This window comes from Cyanobium sp. NIES-981 (assembly GCF_900088535.1).
In the GTDB taxonomy this organism is placed as follows: Bacteria; Cyanobacteriota; Cyanobacteriia; order PCC-6307; family Cyanobiaceae; genus NIES-981.
The window spans coordinates 1,123,545-1,144,114 of sequence record NZ_LT578417.1; the positions used below are offsets into that span (position 1 = coordinate 1,123,545).

A 20,570-nucleotide genomic window follows, 5' to 3' on the forward strand; every position below is an offset into this window, starting at 1 on the left:
GAGGGGGGTCTGTTGGCAACAGGGGGAACCGATGAGCTGGCGGCGCTGAGCTTCCGGGAACTGCAGCAGCAGCTCCAGCCCTCCTGGGGGCACACCACCGAAGGCCGGGGGCCTGGGGTGGACGTGCTGATGGTGCCCTCCCTTTCCCTGGACCAGAGCCAGATGGATCTGGTGACCGGCGCCCACCACTACGAGGAACGCCAGCTGTTCGCCCTGATCGGCCTGCGCCATCCCGGTGTGCGCATGCTGTACGCCAGCAGCAAACCCCTGGGTGAGCTGGTGGTGGATGCGGTGCTCGAGCTGCTGCCCGGGGTGCCCACCTCCCACGCCCGGCGGCGGCTGCATCTGTTCGACACCGACGATGCCTCCAACCGCCCGCTCACGGCCAAGCTGCTGGAGCGTCCATCCCTGCTGGCCCGCATGGCTGAACTGCTGCGGCCGGGGCGCAGCTTCATCAGCTGCTTCGTGGTGAGTGACCTGGAGCGGCAGCTCTCGGAACGGCTGCAGGTGCCGCTGCTGGGCACTCCACCGGATGTGCTGCACTGGGGCAGCAAGGCGGGCAGCCGCGCCCTGTTCGCCCGCTGCGGCGTGCCCCACCCCCGGGCACGGCGCCTGTGCACGACCTCGAGCAGCTGGCCGAGGCCACCGCCGCACTCTGGGAGGCCCATCCGGAGCTGCGCAGCTGCGTGGTGAAGCTGAACGAGGGCTTCAGCGGCGAGGGCAATGCGCGGCTGGCCCTGGCGCCGCTGCAGCTGGCGGACGTGTCGGCGCGGCAGCGGCGCCAGCGGCTGCGCGCCGCCCTCGACACGCTGCCGATGCCCTCGCCGCGCTGGCGCGAGCTGATGGGCCAGCAGGGGGCGCTGGTGGAGGCCTGGCTGGAGGGCGGCGAGGAACTGCGCTCCCCGAGCGTGCAGGGCACCATCCATCCCGGGGCGGCGGGGCGCCCGGGGGCGGTGGAGGTGCTCTCCAGCCATGAGCAGGTGCTGGGGGGAGCGGGGGGACAGACCTACCTGGGCTGCCGCTTCCCCGCGGCCGACCCCTACCGGGCAGCCCTGATGCGCCACGGGGCCCGGGTGGGAGAGGCGCTGGCCCAGGAAGGGGCGCTGGAGCGCTACGCCGTGGACTTCATCGCCCGCCGCTTCGGAGAGCGGTGGGAGCTGCAGGCGATCGAGATCAACCTGCGCCAGGGGGGCACCACCCATCCCTACATGGCCCTGAACGCCATCACCAGCGGCCGGCTGGAGCCCGGGAACGGGCTGTACCGCTCCCCCACCGGCACGCCGCTCTTCTACCGGGCCACGGACAACCTCTGCTCGCCCCAGCTGCGGGGCCTGCTGCCGATCGACCTGATCGACATCGTGGCCGAGGCGGGCCTCCACTACGACCCGGCCCAGCTGCGCGGCAGCGTGTTCCACCTGCTGGGCTGCCTCTCGGAATACGGCAAGCTGGGCATGACCTGCATCGGTCGCAGCGCGGCGGAGGCAGAGGCGGTGTACGAGGCCACCGAGGCACGGCTGGTGCAGGCCGCGGCGGAGCGTGCGGGGGGCCTGACCGGCCCCTTGCGGTGAACGGGCCACCGGTGCGTCCGGCGGCGGGACGTCCGGCTGGGCGGGGCACGGGAAGCGGTGGCACGCCGGACCCTGGACCCTATCGTTTCCAGCAGGCGCACCCTCTGCGGCAACGGCCATGGGTCACCCCGTGCCAACCTCACAACCCACCCCCTGGGGCCGGGCCCGGGGGGCCGCCCTGGGTCTGGTCCTGGTCACGGTCACGGCTGGGGCTCTGCTGGGTGGTTGCCAGCAGGGGCAGCAGCGGCAGCAGCAGGGTGAAACACGGCGCCAGGAGCAGGCCCTGCAGGCGGCGGCGACGGCCCAGCGGCGCGACCTCGATGCCCTGGTGGAGCGGTGCCAGGCCGGCCAGGCGGAGCTCGTGACGGCGGCAGCGGCACTCTCGGCCGCCGAGGCGGCCCTGGCCGGGCTGGAGCAGCGGCGCTACAGCCCCCTGCCCCGGCCCCCTGCCCCGGATCCGGCCGTGCTGCAGCGCTACTCGATCAGCGACCAGGAACTGGAACTCGAGCGCCACCAGCAGGCCCTGCAGGCATGGGAGCAGGAGGAGCGGGGCCGCCGTTCACGGTGGCGGGAGGAGCAGCGGCAGGAGCGCCAGCGCCTGCAGGCGCGGCTGCAGCGGCAGCGCCAGGCACTGAGTGCAGCCAACCCGGCCGTGCTGAGCCCCGCCCCCGAAGCGAAGCTGAACCGGGAGGCCCTCGCCGCTTTCCGCAGCTGCAAGCGCGAGACGCTGGCCAGCCTGGGGAGTTAGTTCCCGATCCCTCGGGCCCCTGCTCAGCCCCAGCGGCGCTGGTGCCAGGCCCAGGCGTCGGCCAGGATCGTGGCCAGATCGGAGCGCTCGGGCTTCCAGCCCAGCTCATCCATCGCCAGGGCGGCATCGGCCACGAGCTCGGCGGGATCGCCGGGGCGGCGGGGGGCGTCGATGACGCGCAGGCTGCGGCCAGTGAGCTGCCGGGCCGCGTCGATCACCTGCTGCACGGAATAGCCGCTGCCGGTGCCGAGGTTGTAGATGTGCTGGCCGCCCTGGGCGAAGAGCCGCTCCAGGCCGAGCACATGGGCGGCGGCCAGGTCGCTCACGTGGATGTAGTCGCGGATGCCGGTGCCATCGGGGGTGGGGTAATCGCGGCCGAACACCTGGATCGCCTCGCGGCGGCCGGCCAGGGCTTCGAGCACCAGCGGGATCAGGTGGGTTTCGGGGTCGTGGTCTTCGCCGAGGTCGGCGGCGGGATCGGCACCGGCAGCGTTGAAGTAGCGGAAGATCACGCTGGGCTGGCCGTAGGCGGCGCCGAAATCGGCCAGCAGCTGCTCCACCATCCACTTGCTGCGGCCGTAGGGGTTGATCGGCGCCTGGGGACAGCGCTCGCTGATCGGGATCTGCTCGGGCGCCGGGATGCCGTAGGTGGCGCAGGTGGAGCTGAAGACGAGCGGGATGGGCTGGCCACGGCGCCCGGCCTCGGCGTGCAGGGCCTCCAGCAGCACCAGGGTGTCGCCCAGGTTGTTGCGGTAGTAGCGGGCCGGATCGGTCACGCTCTCGCCCACGTAGGCGTAGGCGGCGAAGTGCAGCACGGCCCGCACCGGCCCGGCCGGCAGCTGGGGGTGGTCGCCCTGGAGCAGGGCATCGAGCAGGGGGCGATCCCCCAGCTGCCCCACCACCAGGGGCACCTGCAGCACCTGCTCGGCGATGGCCCGGTGGCCGTACACCAGGTTGTCGAGCACCAGCACCGGCTGGCCGGCGCGCTGCAGGGCACGCACGGTGTGGCTGCCGATGTAGCCGGCGCCGCCGGTCACCAGGATCGTCATGGGAGAAGTCTGGCCGATCGCAGGGAAGGGACCGGTGCTGAGGATCCCAGCAGGCGCCGAGCGCTTTACCTCTCCTTACCAACCTCCTCCCTGGCCTGGCCAAGCCCACGGCGGGGCGTCAGGATCGGTGGTCAGGGTCGTATCTGTTCCGAACCCAACCGAGCCCATGGTTCCTGTTCCTGAACGCTCCAGAGGCCTGCCCCAGCTGCCCGACTGGGTGAACTGGCTGCAGACGGGCCTCACCGCGCTTCTGGCGGTGCTGTTCCTGGTGATGGTGGGGAAGGCACGGCAGCAGGGGTCCCAGATCCGCGAACTGCAGGAGCGTCTGCAGGGGCTGGAAAACAGCCGGGCTCTGGAGCGCACCACCGGCCTCGAGGAGCAGCTGCGCTCCACTGTGGAACGGCTGCAGGTGGTGGAGCGGAACACCTCGCGAATCGATCTTCTGAGCGCCCAGGCTGAGGCGCTTCAGGCGGAAGTGCGGCAGCTCAAGCGCAGCCGTGCCAACAATTCCCCCAGCCCTGCCACGCCGAGCCCCACCCCCACGACGGAGGCACCGGCCAGCCCATCGCCGGCCCAGGCACCGGTGCCACCGCCGCCGGCACCCAAGCCGTGAGCGCCGGAGCCCACAACGCCCTTCAGCCCTTCACGGCATCACCGCTGGCGCTGGGCAGTATGTAGCGCTGCAGGGCGATGAACAGCACCAGCACCGGCAGGATCGACACGACCGACCCCGCGGCCACCAGGCGCCAGTCGAGCGAGAAGCTGCTGGCCAACTGCTGCAGACCGAGCGGCAGGGTGTAGAGCTGGGGCTCATCGAGGATCACCAGGGGCCAGAGGAAATCGCTCCAGGTGCCGATGAACACGAACATCGCCAGGGTGATCAGATCGGCCCGCGCCGCCGGAATCATCACGTTCCACCATTCCCCCACCCGGGAGCAGCCGTCGCTGCGGGCCGCCTCCTCCAGTTCCACCGGCACCCCCACGAAGCTCTGGCGCAGCAGGAAGATGCCGAAGGCGGTCGCCGCCTGGGGGATGATCAGGGCCCAGAGGCTGTTGCGCAGGCCGATCTGCACCATCAGCAGATACAGCGGGATCATCACCACCTGGAAGGGGATCAGGATCGTGGCCACCACCAGCGCCAGCACCAGCCCGCGGCCGGCGAAGCGCAGCCGGGCCAGGGGATAGGCCGCCAGCGAGCAGAACAGCAGGTTGGCCAGCACCGCCAGGGCGCTCACCACCGTGCTGTTGAGCAGATAGGTGAGCATCGGGTTATCGGCGAAGAGGCGCTGGTAGGCCTCCAGGCTCGGCTCGGCCGGCAGCAGGGCCGGCGGGCTGGTGAAGATGTTCTCGGCCGGACCCTTCAGCGAGGTGCTCACCAGCCAGAGCAGTGGCACCAGCATCGCCACGGCCAGCAGCAGAAGCAGCGCCAGCTGGAGGGCCGAGGCGGCCAGGGAACGGCGCGGACCTGAGAGGGGCTGACGCATGGCCTCACACCCTGGGCCGATCCGCCAGGGGCAGATCGCCCAGCTGGGGCAACGGCGCCTTCTGGGGATGGAGCGGCAGGGCCTGACTGCCCGAGACCAGGCGGTTGAGCGCATTCACGAACGCCTGGGCCGCGGCCACCACGATGTCGGTGTCGGCCGCGTGGCCCGAATAGAGCACGCCCTGGTGGCGCAGGCGGATCGTCACCTCCCCCATGGCGTCGATGCCCTCGGTGACGCTCTTCACCGAGAACTCCACCAGCTCGTTGGGCACCTGGGCCAGGCGGTTGAGGGCCTGGCACACCGCATCCACCGGCCCGGTGCCGATGGCCGCCTCACTGATCTCGGCGCCGTCGGCCGTGATCAGGGTCACGGTGGCGGTGGGCTGCAGGCCGGTGCCGCAGCTCACCTGCACGCTCTTGAGGGTGAAGCGGCCCTCGTCGTACTGCTGCACCTGTTCGCTCACGATCGCCTCGAGATCCCGGTCGGTGATCTCGCGCTTGCGATCGGCCAGCTCCTTGAAGCGGGCGAAGGCGTCATCCAGATCCTCCCGGGTGAGCTCATAGCCGAGCTCCTCGAGGCGCGCCCGGAAGGCGCTGCGGCCGCTCAGCTTGCCCAGGGAGATGCGGTTGTCCGTGAGGCCCACGGTGCGCGCATCGATGATCTCGTAGGTGAGGCGGTTCTTGAGCACCCCATCCTGGTGAATGCCGGATTCATGGGCGAAGGCGTTGGCACCCACGATCGCCTTGTTGGGCTGCACCGCCATGCCGGTGAGGTTGCTCACCAGCCGCGAGGTCTTGGTGATCTCCTCGGTGCGCACGCCGGTGAGCGGCTCGGTGCTCTCCGGCGGCCGCCCCAGGAAGGGATTGAAGTAGCTGCGGCGCACGTGCAGCGCCATCACCAGCTCCTCCAGCGAGGCATTGCCGGCCCTCTCGCCGATGCCGTTGATCGTGCACTCGAGCTGGCGGGCTCCGTTCTTCACGGCCTCCAGGAAGTTGGCCACCGCCAGGCCCAGATCGTTGTGCCCATGCACGGAGATCACGGCCTGGTCGATGTTGGGCACCTGGGCATTGATGCCGGCGATCAGCTCACCGAACTCGGCGGGGGTGGTGTAGCCCACCGTGTCGGGGATGTTGATCGTGGTGGCGCCGGCCTTGATCGCCGCCTCGATCACCTCGTACATGAACTCCGGATCGGAGCGGCCGGCGTCCTCGCAGGAGAACTCCACATCGTCCACCAGGGAACGGGCGTAGTCGACCATCTCGGCGGTGATCGCCAGCACCTCGGCGCGGCTCTTGCGGAGCTTGTGCTCCAGGTGGATGTCGCTGGTGGCGATGAAGGTGTGGATGCGCTTGTGCACCGCCGGCGCCACGGCATCGGCACAGGCCTTGATGTCGCCTGCCGCGGCCCGGGCCAGGCCACAGATCACCGGACCCTCGGCCTGGCCCACGCTCTCGGCGATGCGCTGCACCGCATTGAAGTCGCCGGGGCTGGCGAAGGGGAAGCCGGCCTCGATGATGTCCACCCCCAGGCGGGCGAGTTGCTGGGCGATGGCCAGCTTCTCTTCCAGGTTGAGGCTGGCGCCCGGCGACTGCTCGCCATCGCGCAGCGTGGTGTCGAAAATCAGGACACGGCCTGGGTCGCGGGCCATAACGGCGCCTCTATCCGTAGTGACTATGAGTTAGCCGATTGTAGGCGGCGGCGGAGCCTCAGGTCCGCAGGAACACCGGCTGCTGGATCGATTCGGCCTTCTCCAGCACGCCCCGCAGGCTGGCCAGGTCCACGAAACCATCGGCGGCGTTGCGCAGCTCCCGCGCCACCATCCCCTCGGTGCTGATCAGGGTGATCCGCAGACCCTTGGCCCGCAGCACCTCCACCAGCCGGTCCAGGTCCCGGCTGCCGCTCAGCAGCCACACCTCATCGGTGCGGGGGGCCACCATCATCAGGTCCACGGCGACCTCCACATCGAGGTTGGCCCGCACGAAGTGGCGCTGTTCGACAGGGCGCGGTTCGGGAGCTCGGTGCTCAAGCTGGCGGTGCTCGAGTTGCCGGTGCTCAGGCAGACGGTGCTCGGCCTCCCCGGCGTGGGCGCCGCCGCCGTTGGCCGCCGCCGGGGGAGCCAGTTCCCGCAGGGGCCGGGTCCGCACCGTGAAGCCCAGGCTGGTGAGGGCATCCCGGAACGGGCGCTGGTCCGAGGGGTCCTTCAGCCCCGCGTACCAGAACGCCCCGGCCAGCTCCAGACCGGCCTGCGCCGAAGCATGCTGCAGCAGGCGCCGTGGGTCGAAGAACCAGCCCAGCTTCTGCTGGGCATAGAACATGCTGTGCCCATCCACGGCCACCACCAGCTGCCGCGGACGGGGCTGGAAGCGGGGCTGAACACTGGTATCCATGCCCTAACCCTAGGGCCGTCGATCTCCCCGGGCGCCTGCGAGAAACGGGGCCTCCAGGGCCTGGATCTACAGTTCGCGTCTCGCGGCAAGGCCATGGCCAACGGGCAACTGGCCCTCGTCCTGCACGCCCATCTGCCCTACGTGCGCTCCAGCGAGCCCGGCTCACTGGAGGCGGACTGGTACTTCCAGGCCCTGCAGGAGTGCTACCTGCCGCTGCTGGAATGCCTGGAGGCCGCCGCCGCGGATCCGCAGCAGCACCCCAGGCTCACCCTCGGCCTCTCGCCCACGCTGCTGAGCCTGCTGGCCGATCAGGAGCTCAACGCCCGCTTCCTGCCCTGGCTCGACACCCGGCTGGAGCTGCTGGCCCTGGCACCACACGGATTCGAGGCTGCCGCCGCCGATCTGCACCACCGGCTCGAGCGGGTGCGGCACCAGTGGCAGGAGTGCCAGGGGCGGCTGGTCCCCCGCTTCCGCCGCCTGCAGCAGGCCGGTGTGCTCGATCTCATCACCTGCGGCGCCACCCACGGCTACCTGCCCCTGCTGCGCCAGGTGCCCGAGGCGGTGCGGGCCCAGCTGCTCAACGCCGTTCGCGAGCATCGCCGCCAGCTGGGCGAGCCCCCACTGGGCATCTGGCTGCCGGAGTGTGCCTACTACGAAGGGCTCGATCAGCAGCTGATCGCCGCCGGTCTGCGCTACTCGGTGCTGGATGGTCACGGCCTGCTGCACGGCCAGCCCCGGCCGCGCTACGGCGTGTTCGCGCCGATCTGCTCCCCGGCGGGGGTGGCCTTCTTCGGCCGCGACGGCAACGCCACCCTGCCGGTGTGGAGTGCCCGCGAGGGCTACCCAGGCGACGGGGCCTACCGGGAGTTCCACCGCGACCTGGGCTGGGATCTGCCCGTGGAGCGGTTGGAGGCGGCCGGCATCACCAGCCGCCGGCCGCTGGGGCTCAAGCTGCACCGGGTGAGCGGCAGGGGCTGCCCGCTCGATCGGAAACAGCCCTACGACCCGGCCCTGGCCGCGCAGAGGATCGAGGAGCACGCCAGCGCCTATCTCGAAGGCCGGCGGCTCGAGCTGAACGGCCTGGCCGACTCGATGGCCCAGTCCCCCCTCCTGGTGGCGCCGTTCGACGCCGAGCTGTTCGGCCACTGGTGGTTCGAGGGTCCCCGCTTCCTGGCCGCCCTGTTCCGCCACGCCGCCGCTGCCGGGGTGCAGCTGGTGACGCTGCGGGAGGTGCTGGCCCGGGATCAGACCCTGCAGCTCTGCCATCCCTCCCCCAGCAGCTGGGGCCAGGGGGGGTACCACGACTACTGGCTCAACGACACCAATGCCTGGGTGGTGGCGGAATGGCAGCGCGCCTCGCTGGCGATGGTGCGCCGGGTGAACCGCGGGGTGGGCAGCGCCGAGCAGCGGCGGATGCTCACCCAGGCGGGCCGGGAGCTGCTGCTGGCCCAGAGTTCCGACTGGAGCTTCATCCTCAGGGCCGGCACCACCACCGAGCTGGCCCGGGAACGGATCGAACGCCATCTGGAGCGCTTCTGGCGGCTGCTCGATGCGATCGAAGCGGGCACCGCGTTGCCGGAGGGCTGGCTCCAGGCCGTGGAGGGGGAGGATGCCCTGCTGCCGGAGCTCAATGCCGCCGACTGGATGACCCCGATCCGCTGAGCCACCCGGCGTCCGCCTGAACCGCTCCTCGCTCAGGGGCGCAGCAACCGGCCGAGCAGCGCGGGCTCCCGGCCCTGCAGACCGAGCAGCCCCAGGCGCACCTCCCAGGGGGCCATGGCGAACAGCCGCAGCATCGCCGTGAGCAGCTGCGGAAGGCTCAGGGTGTTGGTGAGAAAGCCATACCACTGCTGCGGCGGCAGCCCGAAGAAGGTGGCGAAGAAGGCGCGCAGACGGGCTTCCGGGAAGCGCATCAGCTTCTCCAGACCGAACTGGTAGAGGGCATGCTTGCGCCGCAGCTCCTGCGGCCAGAGGGCAGCCCAGCCCGCGGCGGCCAGAGCGGCCGGGGAGGCCTGGGGATCGGCACAGGCAGCGGCCACGGCCCTGGCCAGACCCGGGGCGCGGCGCAGCAGGGCCCCCACCAGATAGCCGCTGGCGGGATGCACCATCGCCGCCGCCCCGCCGAAGGCCAGCAGAGGCTGGTGCGGATCCGGCAGGGGGAGGTTCATGGGAAACAGGCAGAACTCCTCATGCTCCACGGCGCTGATCGCCACGCCGCGATGGGCGAGGCGCAGCTCCAGCCGCTGGCGCAGGGTGTCGAAGGGCAACGGCGGTGCCAGGGCCAGCGAGGTCTCCTCCACGAAGAAGCGCCCCTCGCCCAGGTCCATGGCATAGAGGAAGGAGGGTGATTCGCGGCGCTGCTCCGGGCTGAGGTGATCGCAGCGGAAGTCCATCAGCACGAACTGTCCGGGCTCCACCGGCGCGGCCGTGAAGCGCCCCACCACGCCGTAGGCCGCCTGCCCCGCCACCGGCCCCTCATCGGGGCGTTGCACCAGGGCCGAACGGTGGCCGCTGGCGTCGAGCACCAGGCGGGCTCGGAGCCGCTCCCCGGCCGCCGTGCCCACCACGCTCACCCCGCCGGGTTCCTGGGCTCCCCGCCCGCCCTCGAACGCCAGGTGCACCGCCTCGCCCCGATGCCAGCGCACGCCGTGCCGCCGGACCTGCTCCAGCCAGTGGGCCTGCAGCCGCTGCCTGTCGAACAGGCCGTAATCGCGGCCGTGCCGCACCGGCCCGTTGCCGGGCCCGGCGGGATCGGCCTCCCCAGGGCCGAAATAACTCACCGTGCGGCTCCAGCGATGGCCCAGCAGATGGGCCAGCCCGAGCGTGTCCACCTCCTCACCCCAGATGCCATAGGTGTTGGCCCATGGCGCTTCCGGGTCATCCGCGGCCAGCACCGCCACCTGCAGACCTTCCGCGGCCAGGGCCGCGGCAATGCACAGTCCGGCAGGGCCGGCACCAACCACCAGCACGTCGCTGCTGGGGGGGGGCACGGCGGGAGCCGCGCGCATGCTGCCCACGGAGCTCAAGGCACCAGCCCTCGGCCCGGCAGCTTCGGAGCCCCCATCAGAGGGGGTCCGCCTCCGCGGCGGCGGAATCGGGCGCCAGGCCGCTGCCGGCCACAGCATCCATGGGCCCGGTCCCCGCCGGAGGGGCGTCTCCGTCCTCCACCTCGCCGGCCTCCTCGCTGGGGGCCGGCGGCACCAGCACCACTTCCACCAGCCGATCTCCCGCATCGAGCCGCTGCAGGCGCACGCCGGTGGCCGCCCGCGACTGCTGGGGGATGGCGTCGGCCTCCGTGCGCACAATCACGCCCTTTTCACTCACCAGCAGCACCTCCTCGCCGGCTCCCAGCACCTTCAGCCCCACCAGGGTGTCCCCGTCGCGGCGGAACTTGATGGCCCGCAGCCCCATGCCGGCCCGCTTCTGCAAGCGGAACTGATCCACCGGCACCCGTTTCCCCAGACCGGCAGCACTGGCCACCAGCACCCAGGGCCCCTCGCTGGCCGCCATCTCCTCGGCCACCATCTCCTCACCCGCGGCGTCCTCGGACTCGGTGTCATCGACGCCGGCGAGCTCCGCGGAACTGGCCACCCGGTCGGCCAGCTCGGCGGAGAGCACATCCATGCTCACCAGTTCATCGCCGGGACGCAGATTCATGGCGCGGACGCCCCGGGCCGTGCGGCCCAGGGGGCGCAATTCCTCGTCGATGAGGCGGAAGTGAATCGTCATGCCCTTGAGCGACCCGATCAGCACGCTGTCGCCCGGCAGGGCCAGACGCACCCAGCGCAGGTCGTCGCCCTCCTCCAGGGAGATGGCGATGAGGCCGTTGGAGCGGATGTTGCTGAAGGCGGAGAGCCTGGTGCGCTTGATGTAGCCCCCACTGGTGAGCATCACCAGCATTGCCTCTTCGCTGAAGGCACTCACCGCCAGCAGCGACGTGATCTGCTCTTCGCGGGGAATGGGCAGCAGCTGCACGATCGGCGTGCCCTTGGCCGCACGGCTGCACACCGGCACCCGATAGGCCGGCACCGCATACACCACGCCCCGGTCACTGAACAGCAGGAGATTGTCGTGATCGTTGCAGCTGATGAACAGCTTCACGGCCTCCTCCCCCTGGCTGCGGGTGCCGGCCTTGCCCCGGGTGCCGCGGCTGGTGGCCTCGAACTCACTCACCGGCATCCGCTTGAGGTAGCCGGTTTCGGTGAGGAGCACCACGGAACGCTCGTTGGCGATCAGGTCGATGTCCTCCAGGCCACCTTCGAGATCGAGGATCTCGGTGCGGCGCGGCGAGAGGTAGCGGGCGCGGATGGCCCCCAGCTCGTCGGTGATGATGCCGAACACCCGTTCCCGCCGGGCGAGGATGTCCTTGTAGTCGGTGATCTTGGCGAGCAGATCCTCATGCTCCAGCCGGATCTTGTCGGCCTCAAGAGCCGTGAGGCGCCGGAGCTGCATCTGCAGGATGGCGTCCGCCTGGATCTCGGTGAGCCCGAACTGGGCGATGAGCTCGTTGCGCGCTGAGGCCGTGTCTGCAGCGGCGCGGATCAGGGCGATGATGGCATCGAGGCTGTCCAGCGCAATCAGCAGGCCCAGCAGGATGTGATCGCGTTCCTCGGCCTTGCGCAGCAGGAAGCGGGTGCGCCGCTCCACCGTGTCCACCCGGAAGTCAAGGAACACCTCCAGCATCCTGCGAAGGGTGAGCAACACCGGCTCACTCTTGACAAGGGCCAGCATGTAGGCACTGAAGTTGTTCTGCAGGGGCGTGAGCTTGAACAGGTTGTTGAGCACAACCTGCGGATAGGCATCCCGGCGCAGTTCGATCACGATGCGCATGCCATCGCGATCCGACTCATCGCGGATATCGGAAATACCATCCAGTTTCTTGTCATTCACCAGCTCGGCGATCCGCTCGATCAGCGAGGCCTTGTTGGTCTGGAAGGGCAGCTCGGTGATGATGATGGCGTCACGATCGGGTCGCCCTTTCGCCTCAATCGTCTCCACCGAGGCCACGCCGCGCATGGTCACCGAGCCCCGGCCGGTGGTGTAGGTCTCGCGGATGCCCCGCCGCCCCAGAATCTGGCCACCAGTGGGGAAATCCGGGCCCGGGATGATGGCCATCAGCTGCCGATCCTCAAGATCGGGATTGGCGATCAGCGCCAGCAGGCCGTCAATGAGCTCGGTGAGATTGTGGGGCGGGATGTTGGTCGCCATCCCCACCGCGATGCCCGTGGAGCCGTTCAGCAGCAGCTGGGGGATCCGGGCCGGCATCACGGTGGGCTCCTGCTGGGAGCCATCGAAGTTGTCGGCGAAATCCACCGTCTCGGCTTCAATGTCCTCCAGCAGGGCATCGGTGGTGAGGGCCTGCAACCGCGACTCGGTGTACCGCATCGCGGCCGGCGGATCGCCATCCACCGAACCGAAGTTGCCGTGGCCGTCCACGAGCGGCAGGCGCATGTTGAAGTCCTGGGCCATGCGCACCAGGGCGTCGTACACGGCCGTATCCCCATGGGGGTGGTACTTGCCCAGCACCTCACCCACCACCCGGGCACACTTGCGGTAGGGCCTGTCGCTGGTGAGACCCAGCTCATACATGGCGTAGAGAATCCGCCGATGCACCGGTTTGAGCCCGTCGCGGGCATCGGGCAGAGCCCGGCCCACGATCACGCTCATCGCATACTCCAGGTAGGAGCGCGACATCTCGTTGCGAAGATCGGTCTGGATGATTCGCGAATCGCCGTTGGATCCGGAATCGCCGGCGCCGGAATCACCGGGATTGTTCGGTCCGGTGGGATCCGCCATGCAGAACTGCCTTCAACACGGCCATCCTATCGACAGCTCAGCGCGCCGATCTGCAGCCGCACCCCGCCCATGAGAACCGGGAGATGAACGCCGGGGAGCGGACGGCCGCAGAGGGCGCGGCCGGGCAGCGCAGCGAGGCGGGGCTGCGCCACCGCCAGGAGCAGGGAGAGCTGCGGGTGCGTTCGGCGGAGGCCTTCCGCCGGCTGGTGCGGGAGCACGACCTGGCCACCGCCTACGAGCGCACCGATGTGGTGGTGGCCGCCGACGCCGGCTTCACCGACCAGGCCAGCCTGCACCTTTCCCTGGGGCCCACGGATCCGCCGATCCGCCTGCAGCGGATCGAGATGGCCGGGGTGCAGGGCCTGGCCAGCGGGGGCAGCGGTGAACTGGTGCTGCCGATCGGCGGCGGTATGGGGGACCCGGAGCGTTCCAGCGGTGCGGCGGTGCTGGACCGGCTGCTGAGGGGTCAGGCCGTTCCCCTCGCCGCCGCCGGGGAAGCCACGCGCCAGCACCCGCGCCGGGACCTGAACACGGAACTGACCCTGGAGCGCATCGCCGCGGGGCGGCTGCTGCTGCATCGGGCCATCGGCGAAAACGGCGTGGTGGCCGTGAGCAGCCTGCCCGGCATCTGCCACAGTCCGATCGGACCCCTGCTGGGTCCGCTCACCACGGGGCTCTACAGCTGTGGCGGGGCCGGCAGCATCGGCATGACATCCCCGGGCCTGCGGGCACTCGGTCCGGGCTCGCCCGTGCTGGTGGCGGGTGCGATCGGCTGGGTGATGGGCAGCGGCAGCGGCCACCAGCCCGAGCCCCGGCGCCAGGCCAGCGGCCATGCCCGCACCCCCGGAGCGGTGGCCGCGGTGGCCGTGGATCTGCACGGGCTCGATCCCCGCTGGCTGCGGCCCTGCCACTTCGAGGGGCATGGCAGCGGCCTGCTGGTGGCGATCGCCGCCCCCGTGCCCCTGCTCAGCCTCAGCACCGCCCGCTGGGCGGCGACCGGCCCCGAGGCGCTGCAGACCCCGGTGCTGGATCTGGCCATCCCCCGGCGGGTCAAGCCGGCCCTGGGCCAGGTGAGCTACGCCGAGCTGCAGCAGGGCAGCTTCGCCATCCAGGGGCACCGCCTGCGCTGCGCCCCCGCCCACAGCCCACGCCTGGCCGCCTCGATCACGGAACGGCTGATCACCCTGCTGCAGTCCGGTGCCTTTCCCCTGCGGCTGCCGGCCCTGCCCCTGGGCTCCAGAGCGGGCCTCGTGCCGCTGGATCCCTGAGGGGGACAGGGCCAGGCGGAAACCGCGCTTAAGCTCCCGACCAGCATCTTCCGCCGCAGCACCTTTTCTCCACGCCATGGCAGACGAGAACCAGACCAGTGCCCTGCCCGCAGGCGAGCCACCTGAGTCAGCTCCACCCGAGGCAGCTCCACCTGAAGCAGCTCCACCTGCCGACCCGGCCACCAGCGTGGGGGGCACCCTGGAGGAGCAACCCCTCGCCGGGTCTGATCTGACGGCGGCCCCCGCGGCAGCGGTTCCGCCGGAGCATCTCCCGCCGGCATCACCCGAGCCCGCCCGCCCGCCCGCACCCAGCCCTGAACCCAGCATCGCCGCCTCCGTGAGCGTGCCGCCGCTGGAGGGCAGCCAGGATGCCGGAGAAGGCGGCGAGTGGGACCTGCTGACCAGCAAGGTGCAGGCCTGGCTGAACAGCGGCCAGCTGCAGGAGATCGGGCAGAGCGCCCGCACCCCGCTCACGGCCCTGCTGGCCGTGGTGGCCGCCGTGCTGGTGCTGCGGGTCTATGCCGCTCTGCTCGGAGCCCTCGACAGCCTGCCGCTGGTGCCGGGCCTGCTCGAGCTGGTGGGGGTGATCTGGGTGCTGCGCCACGGCCTGCCCAAGCTGCTGCGCAGCAGCGAGCGCGAGCAGCTGACCCAGCAGCTGCAGCGGCGCTGGAACGCCTTCCTCGGCAAGTCCTGACCCCGCCGGACCGCCGGCGGACCGGTTGATAGCTTGACCCGAATACGTCAGTTTCCGGTGGACATCCAGCTCGGCCGCTCCCGCACCGTCCGTCGTGCCTACGGCATCGACGAGATCGCCCTGGTGCCCGGCGGCCGCACGGTGGATCCGGCGGTGACCGACAGCAGCTGGACCCTCGGGGGCATCGACCGCGAGATTCCGATCATCGCCAGCGCCATGGACGGCGTGGTGGATGTGGGCATGGCCGTGGAGCTCACCCGCCAGGGCGCCCTGGGGGTGCTGAACCTGGAGGGGGTGCAGTGCCGCTACGACGACCCCAATCCCGTGCTCGACCGCATCGCGGCCGTGGGCAAGGAGGAGTTCGTGCCGCTGATGCAGGAGCTCTACAGCCAGCCCGTGCGGGAAGACCTGATCCGCAGGCGGATCGGCGACATCAAGGAGAAGGGCGGCATCGCCGCCGTGAGCGCCACCCCGGTGGCGGCCATCCGCTTCGGCAAGGCGATCGCCGAGGCGGGCGCCGATCTCTTCTTCGTGCAGGCCACGGTGGTGAGCACCGAGCACGTCGGCCCGGAGGGCCAGGAAAGCCTGGATCTCGAAGCCCTCTGCCGCGATTTCGGCGTGCCGGTGGTGATCGGCAACTGCGTCACCTACGACGTGGCCCTCAAGCTGATGCGGGCCGGAGCGGCCGGTGTGATGGTGGGCATCGGCCCCGGTGCCGCCTGCACCAGCCGCGGCGTGCTGGGCATCGGCATTCCCCAGGCCACCGCCGTGGCGGACTGCGCCGCCGCCCGTGACGACCATGCCGCCGCCACCGGCCGCTACGTGCCGGTGATCGCCGATGGCGGCATCGTCACCGGCGGGGACATCTGCAAGTGCCTGGCCTGCGGCGCCGATGCGGTGATGATCGGCTCACCGATCGCCCGGGCCGCCGAGGCTCCCGGCCGGGGTTTCCACTGGGGCATGGCCACCCCCAGCCCGGTGCTGCCCCGCGGCACCCGCATCAAGGTGGGCACCACCGGCAGCCTGGAGAAGATCCTGCGGGGTCCCGCCGGTCTGGATGACGGCACCCAGAATCTGCTGGGCTGCATCCGCACCTCCATGGGCACCCTCGGCGCCCGCACCCTCAAGGAGATGCAGCAGGTGGAGGTGGTGGTGGCCCCCTCCCTGCTCACCGAGGGCAAGGTGTACCAGAAGGCCCAGCAGCTGGGGATGGGCAAGTAAGTCGTATGTTGAAACCGTGGGGGCTTTACGGCTCACACACTCCTCACACCCTCCGGCCCGGCGAGTCCGGGCCTTTTGTCCTTAACACCCTGCAACGCTTGGCTGCTCCGGTCTGGGGAGGCCAGAGCACCCTTGCTAGATTGCAGGATCCCTGATCACCACAAGGATGTCCAGCGCAGCCGCCGTCACCGACGCCTCCTTTGAGCAAGACGTGCTGAAGAGCGATGTCCCTGTGCTGGTTGACTTCTGGGCTCCCTGGTGCGGCCCCTGCCGCATGGTGGCTCCCATCGTGGATGAAATCGCCAAGGAATTCGAGGGTCAGATCAAGGTCTTCAAACTCAACACCGACGAGAACCCCAACGTCGCCAGCCAGTACGGCATCCGCAGCATCCCCACCCTGATGGTGTTCAAGGGCGGTCAGAAGGTGGACACCGTGGTGGGTGCGGTGCCCAAGACCACCCTCTCGGGCACGATCACCAAGTACCTCTGAGCTCTCCGTGCTGCATCCACGGCCGTGAGTGGCCCCCCGTCCCCCTGCAGCGCCGCTGAACGTGGTGGAGGTACGAGTCCGATCGACGCCCTGATGGTGGCGATCCAAGGCCACCCCCAGCGTCGGCTGATCGACCGGGCTCTGGTGTCCCTGCTGGAACTGAGCCGGCACGAAACGGAACCCGAGGCCTGGCGGATGGTGGAGGGCACCCTCGCCGACATCAGCGAGGCCCTCGATGTGTTTCGCCCCCAGCGAGACGTCCGCAAGGTCTCGGTGTTCGGCTCTGCCCGCACCACCGCCGAGGACCCCAGCCATGCCCTGGCGCGTGAACTGGCTGAAGCGGCAGTGGCAGCCGGTTTCGAGGTGATCACCGGCGCCGGCGGCGGCATCATGGAGGCCGCCAACCTGGGGGCCGGCTGCGAGCACAGCATCGGTCTCAACGTGGATCTGCCCTTCGAGCAGCACCCGAATCCGGTGGTGAGCAGCTGCGACGGCCGCTTGCTCCATTTCCGCTACTTCTTCACGCGCAAGCTGTTCTTCCTGCGGGAGAGCGATGCCCTGGTGGTGCTGCCGGGAGGCTTCGGCACCCTGGATGAACTGTTCGAGTCGCTCACCCTCATCCAGACCGGCCGAACGCCGCCGATGCCCCTGGTGTTGCTGGCGCCACCGGACGACCCCTTCTGGCTCAGCTGGCACGAGCACAGCCTCGCCACGATGCAGCAGCGGGGGCTGATCTCCCCGGAAGATTCCTCCCTGCTGTTCCTCACCCAGAGCGCCAGGGAGGCCATGGACCAGATCGGCCGGTTCTACCGGGTGTATCACGCCGCCGCCCTGCAGCAGGACCGGGTGGAGCTGCTGCTCAACCATGCCGTGCCAGCTCCGGCGCTCGCACAGCTCAACCGCGACTACGACGATCTGGTGGATCAGGGCGCCATCCAGGCTGCGGAAACCATCGACGAGAGGGGCTTTCTGCGGCCCTGTCTGCGCTTCCATTTCGACAAACGACGCATGGGCCGGCTGTACCAGCTGATTGACAGCCTCAACGGGCTGGACCTGCCGGACGCCGCACCCGCGCTGCGATGACCCGCATCGGCCTGATCGATTACGGCATGGGCAACCTGCATTCCGTGCAGCGCGCCTTCGAGCGGCTCGGGGCCACCCTGGTGCCGGTGCAGAACCCCGCCGGCATGGAGGCCTGTGACGCCGTGGTGCTGCCGGGCGTGGGCGCTTTCGACCCCGCCATGGAGCGGCTGGAGCACAGCGGCCTGGCCGAGGCCCTGCGTCACTGGGGGGAGGCGGACCGGCCCCTGCTGGGGATCTGCCTGGGCCTGCAACTGCTGTTCGAGGGCAGCGAGGAGGGTGTGGCGCCCGGGCTGGGGATCATTGCCGGCCGGGTACGGGCCCTGCCCCGCAGACCCGGCCATCCGATACCCCACATGGGCTGGGAGCCCCTGGTGCCGGGCAGTCCGAGCCCCCTGCTGCCCGCGGGCAGCCCCGAGGCCTGGATGTACTTCGTGCACTCCTACGCCGCCGTTCCGGCGGATCCGGCCTCCACCACGGCGCTGGTGGACTTCGCCGGGGAACGGGTCACCGCCGCCGTGTGGCAGGGCCGGATCGGAGCCTGCCAGTTCCACCCCGAGAAGTCCGCCGCGGCCGGGCAGGCGATGCTGCAACGCTGGCTCACCTGGCTCGAGCGGCAGGCAGCGTCCGGGGACGCGGCAACGGCGCGATGACTCTGCGGGTGAGTGGCGGCCGCAAGCTGCAGAGCCCCCCGGGCGACAAGGCCCGGCCCACGGCATCCAGGGTGCGGCTGGCGGTGATGAATCTGCTGGCAGCTGAGCTGCGCGGGGCCGCCTGGCTCGATCTGTTCAGCGGCAGTGGCGTGATGGCCTGCGAGGCACTGCAGCGTGGAGCCCGCCGGGTGGTGGCCGTGGAGCAGGACTCCCGCATCGCGGCGGTGGCCCGCCACAACCTCAGCCTGGTTCAGGGAGGGGGACCACCCAGCTCCAGCACCGGCCCGGAGCCGCAGGTGGAGCTGCACGGCTGCGAGGCACTCCGCTGGCTGGAGCGGGGGTGCTGCGGCGAGCCCTTCACGATCATCTACGCCGATCCGCCCTATGGAGCGGGTCTCTATGCAGCCGTCGCCGTGGCCGTGGCCCGTGGGGGGTGGCTCGATGGCGGTGGGTGCCTGGTGCTGGAGTGTTCCACCCACCAGCTTCCCGCCACACCAGCGGGATGGAGGCAACGGGACCGCCGCCGCTACGGCACCACCACGGTGCTCCTGCTGGAGCAGGATCCAGAACGGACCCCGGGAGGATCTGGATTGGGGGCTGAATGACGGCCGTTGTGGAAGGTCAAGACGGCAGGTCTGGAACCCCGGCGTCTCAGCTGCCACTCGTTCAGGCGTCCAGATCAGGCGTTCAGATTCAGGCAGGCGTTCAGATCAGGCGTCGAGAACGCTGCCCCTGCGGTACTGGTTCCAGGCCGCCACGAACAGGCCGAGCAGCGTCACCGGGATGAGACCGAGCACGATGCCGCAGAGCAGGGGTTCGATCATGGGGACGATGGGATGGGCTTTCGCGCCACAATCTTCCCATGCCTCACCCCAAGCACCAGCGCCAGCCCCATGCCGACCGAGACCAGCCAGCCGTGGCTGTCCAGCCGTGAACCGCCAGTCGGGAGCGTCGCGATGAACGGCCAGGTGATGCCCCCCACCATGCCGCGTGGGCTGGTGGCGGCCCTGGTGCTGGCTGCGGCGGCTGCCTGCGTGGTTCTGGCCGTGCTGCTGCTGCCGGCCGCCCGCACCGATCCCTACACCCGCCAGACCCTTGAGCTCAGGGGTTCGGTGGAGCACGGCGCCCGGCTGTTCCGGCTCAACTGTGCGGGCTGCCACGGGATTGCCGCCCAGGGGTTGGTGGGCCCGGATCTGCACGGGGTGTCGCAACGCAAGAGCCAGCGCCAGCTCATCCAGCAGGTGGTGAGCGGCCGAACGCCGCCGATGCCCCGCTTCCAGCCCGAACCCCAGGCCATGGCCGACCTGCTCTCTTACCTGAACGGTCTGGTGTGAGGCCTGGCGACGTTGCAGGTCCACCGCCGGGCCCTCCCCTGGTGGTGGTGCTGGTGGAACCCTCTGGTGCCCTCAATGTGGGCAGCGTGGCCCGGCTGTGCGCCAACTACGGCGTGGAGCGGCTGCGCCTGGTGGCTCCCCGCTGCGACCCCCTCGGGGAGGAGGCCCGCCGCATGGCCGTCCGTGGGGTCGGGGTGCTGGAGCGGGCCGCGTTGTTCCATGACCTCGCCTCCGCCCTCAGCGATTGCCACCGCGTGGTGGCCACCAGCGGTCGCCGGGAAGGGGTGCCCCTGGAACTGCAGGACGACCGGAGCTGCCTGGCCTGGCTGTCGGCAGGCCCGACCGGACAGCCGGTGGCCCTCGTGTTCGGCCGTGAAGACCGGGGGCTCAGCAACGACGAGCTGCTCCAGGCCGGCCGTCTGCTGAACCTGCCCACGGCCTCGGCCTACACCTCCCTCAACCTCTCCCACGCCGTGGCGATCGCCCTGCACGCCTGGCACCGGGAGGTGCGGCAGGAACGGCCGCCGTCCGAGCCGGCGGAGAACGGGGCCGAACCCTGCCGCCGCGGCGAGCTGGAAGCACTCCTCGATGACGCGGAAGCCCTCCTGCTGGAGGTGGGGTTTCTGTACCCCCACACGGCTGCGGCCCGGATGGCGAAAGTGCGGGCCCTGCTGCAACGGGGGGCGGTCCGGGGCAGCGAGGTCGCCCTGCTGCGCGGCATGGTGCGCCAGTTGCGCTGGGCCAGCCATCAGGGCGCCAACCCTGCGGGCTGAACTCCGGCCAACCCCTCCTAGCTTC

The 20,570-nt window shown here is 70.4% G+C and carries 21 protein-coding genes; 14 read left to right on the forward strand and 7 right to left on the reverse strand.

Annotated features, from left to right (window positions below):
• The first annotated feature begins 12 nt into the window (after positions 1 to 12).
• The 3 genes from CBM981_RS16170 (at position 13) to CBM981_RS05660 (ending at position 2,316) form a co-directional block, all read left to right on the forward strand.
• Positions 13 to 693 carry a hypothetical protein gene (locus CBM981_RS16170; RefSeq protein WP_369801669.1) on the forward strand — a complete coding sequence of 227 codons (681 nt, stop codon included), beginning with the start codon at positions 13 to 15 and terminating at the stop codon, positions 691 to 693.
• Positions 615 to 1,568 carry a peptide ligase PGM1-related protein gene (locus CBM981_RS16175; RefSeq protein WP_369801670.1) on the forward strand — a complete coding sequence of 318 codons (954 nt, stop codon included), beginning with the start codon at positions 615 to 617 and terminating at the stop codon, positions 1,566 to 1,568. Before CBM981_RS16170 ends, CBM981_RS16175 begins: the two co-directional genes overlap by 79 nt.
• 130 nt (positions 1,569 to 1,698) lie before the next feature.
• Positions 1,699 to 2,316, forward strand: coding sequence for a hypothetical protein (locus CBM981_RS05660; protein WP_157665344.1), 618 nt, complete (start codon positions 1,699 to 1,701; stop codon positions 2,314 to 2,316).
• Positions 2,317 to 2,339: 23 nt separating this feature from the next.
• Here CBM981_RS05660 and galE read toward each other — a convergent pair whose 3' ends face one another.
• Positions 2,340 to 3,365, reverse strand: coding sequence for a UDP-glucose 4-epimerase GalE (gene galE, locus CBM981_RS05665; RefSeq protein WP_087067622.1), 1,026 nt, complete (start codon positions 3,363 to 3,365; stop codon positions 2,340 to 2,342).
• A gap of 166 nt (positions 3,366 to 3,531) precedes the next feature.
• On the opposite strand from galE, the gene CBM981_RS05670 reads away from it, so the two are divergent.
• The gene (locus tag CBM981_RS05670; RefSeq protein ID WP_087067623.1) at positions 3,532 to 3,978 is read left to right on the forward strand and encodes a hypothetical protein; all 447 of its coding nucleotides are present in this window, start codon (positions 3,532 to 3,534) and stop codon (positions 3,976 to 3,978) included.
• Positions 3,979 to 4,000: 22 nt separating this feature from the next.
• On the opposite strand, the gene CBM981_RS05675 is transcribed toward CBM981_RS05670, so the two are convergent.
• The 3 genes from CBM981_RS05675 to CBM981_RS05685 are packed head-to-tail and all read right to left on the reverse strand — an operon-like array spanning position 4,001 to position 7,236.
• Entirely contained in the window at positions 4,001 to 4,849 is an 849-nt protein-coding gene (locus tag CBM981_RS05675; protein ID WP_087067624.1) for a carbohydrate ABC transporter permease, read from the reverse strand.
• A 4-nt stretch (positions 4,850 to 4,853) separates the two neighbouring features.
• Entirely contained in the window at positions 4,854 to 6,497 is a 1,644-nt protein-coding gene (locus tag CBM981_RS05680) for a 2-isopropylmalate synthase (protein WP_087067625.1), read from the reverse strand.
• 58 nt (positions 6,498 to 6,555) lie between these two features.
• Positions 6,556 to 7,236 carry an NYN domain-containing protein gene (locus CBM981_RS05685; protein ID WP_087067626.1) on the reverse strand — a complete coding sequence of 227 codons (681 nt, stop codon included), beginning with the start codon at positions 7,234 to 7,236 and terminating at the stop codon, positions 6,556 to 6,558.
• Between the two features lie 93 nt (positions 7,237 to 7,329).
• Here CBM981_RS05685 and CBM981_RS05690 point away from each other — a divergent pair, with 93 nt between their 5' ends.
• A complete protein-coding gene (locus CBM981_RS05690; RefSeq protein WP_087067627.1) occupies positions 7,330 to 8,898 on the forward strand; it encodes a glycoside hydrolase family 57 protein in 1,569 nt (522 codons plus the stop codon).
• A gap of 32 nt (positions 8,899 to 8,930) precedes the next feature.
• On the opposite strand, the gene crtL is transcribed toward CBM981_RS05690, so the two are convergent.
• Positions 8,931 to 10,244 (reverse strand): lycopene beta cyclase, encoded by a 1,314-nt coding sequence (crtL, locus tag CBM981_RS05695; RefSeq protein ID WP_087069228.1) that lies wholly within the window; start codon positions 10,242 to 10,244, stop codon positions 8,931 to 8,933.
• A gap of 55 nt (positions 10,245 to 10,299) precedes the next feature.
• Complete coding sequence (gene gyrA, locus CBM981_RS05700; RefSeq protein ID WP_225867552.1) at positions 10,300 to 13,032, reverse strand: DNA gyrase subunit A; 2,733 nt, start codon at positions 13,030 to 13,032, stop codon at positions 10,300 to 10,302.
• An 83-nt stretch (positions 13,033 to 13,115) separates the two neighbouring features.
• Between gyrA and CBM981_RS05705 the strand changes: the two genes are divergently transcribed.
• From CBM981_RS05705 to rsmD, 7 genes are all read left to right on the forward strand, one after another.
• Positions 13,116 to 14,300, forward strand: coding sequence for a homocysteine biosynthesis protein (locus tag CBM981_RS05705; RefSeq protein ID WP_087067628.1), 1,185 nt, complete (start codon positions 13,116 to 13,118; stop codon positions 14,298 to 14,300).
• A gap of 337 nt (positions 14,301 to 14,637) precedes the next feature.
• Positions 14,638 to 14,994, forward strand: coding sequence for a CAAD domain-containing protein (locus CBM981_RS15605; RefSeq protein ID WP_172820832.1), 357 nt, complete (start codon positions 14,638 to 14,640; stop codon positions 14,992 to 14,994).
• 57 nt (positions 14,995 to 15,051) lie between these two features.
• Positions 15,052 to 16,215 carry a GuaB3 family IMP dehydrogenase-related protein gene (locus tag CBM981_RS05715; RefSeq protein ID WP_087067630.1) on the forward strand — a complete coding sequence of 388 codons (1,164 nt, stop codon included), beginning with the start codon at positions 15,052 to 15,054 and terminating at the stop codon, positions 16,213 to 16,215.
• Between the two features lie 166 nt (positions 16,216 to 16,381).
• Entirely contained in the window at positions 16,382 to 16,705 is a 324-nt protein-coding gene (gene trxA, locus CBM981_RS05720) for a thioredoxin (RefSeq protein ID WP_006909712.1), read from the forward strand.
• Between the two features lie 24 nt (positions 16,706 to 16,729).
• The gene (locus tag CBM981_RS05725) at positions 16,730 to 17,788 is read left to right on the forward strand and encodes an LOG family protein (protein WP_087067631.1); all 1,059 of its coding nucleotides are present in this window, start codon (positions 16,730 to 16,732) and stop codon (positions 17,786 to 17,788) included.
• On the forward strand, positions 17,785 to 18,438 hold the full coding sequence (gene hisH, locus CBM981_RS05730; RefSeq protein ID WP_087067632.1) for an imidazole glycerol phosphate synthase subunit HisH: 654 nt from the start codon (positions 17,785 to 17,787) through the stop codon (positions 18,436 to 18,438). The genes CBM981_RS05725 and hisH overlap by 4 nt, the downstream gene beginning before the upstream one ends.
• Positions 18,435 to 19,043 carry a 16S rRNA (guanine(966)-N(2))-methyltransferase RsmD gene (rsmD, locus tag CBM981_RS05735; protein WP_087067633.1) on the forward strand — a complete coding sequence of 203 codons (609 nt, stop codon included), beginning with the start codon at positions 18,435 to 18,437 and terminating at the stop codon, positions 19,041 to 19,043. Before hisH ends, rsmD begins: the two co-directional genes overlap by 4 nt.
• A 105-nt stretch (positions 19,044 to 19,148) precedes the next feature.
• Here rsmD and petG read toward each other — a convergent pair whose 3' ends face one another.
• Positions 19,149 to 19,262, reverse strand: a complete 114-nt coding sequence (gene petG, locus CBM981_RS05740) for a cytochrome b6-f complex subunit V (RefSeq protein WP_087067634.1) — start codon at positions 19,260 to 19,262, stop codon at positions 19,149 to 19,151.
• Between the two features lie 132 nt (positions 19,263 to 19,394).
• Between petG and CBM981_RS05745 the strand changes: the two genes are divergently transcribed.
• Positions 19,395 to 19,772 carry a cytochrome c gene (locus CBM981_RS05745; protein ID WP_087067635.1) on the forward strand — a complete coding sequence of 126 codons (378 nt, stop codon included), beginning with the start codon at positions 19,395 to 19,397 and terminating at the stop codon, positions 19,770 to 19,772.
• Positions 19,773 to 19,816: 44 nt separating this feature from the next.
• The gene (locus tag CBM981_RS05750; RefSeq protein WP_087069229.1) at positions 19,817 to 20,545 is read left to right on the forward strand and encodes an RNA methyltransferase; all 729 of its coding nucleotides are present in this window, start codon (positions 19,817 to 19,819) and stop codon (positions 20,543 to 20,545) included.
• Positions 20,546 to 20,570: the final 25 nt, after the last annotated feature.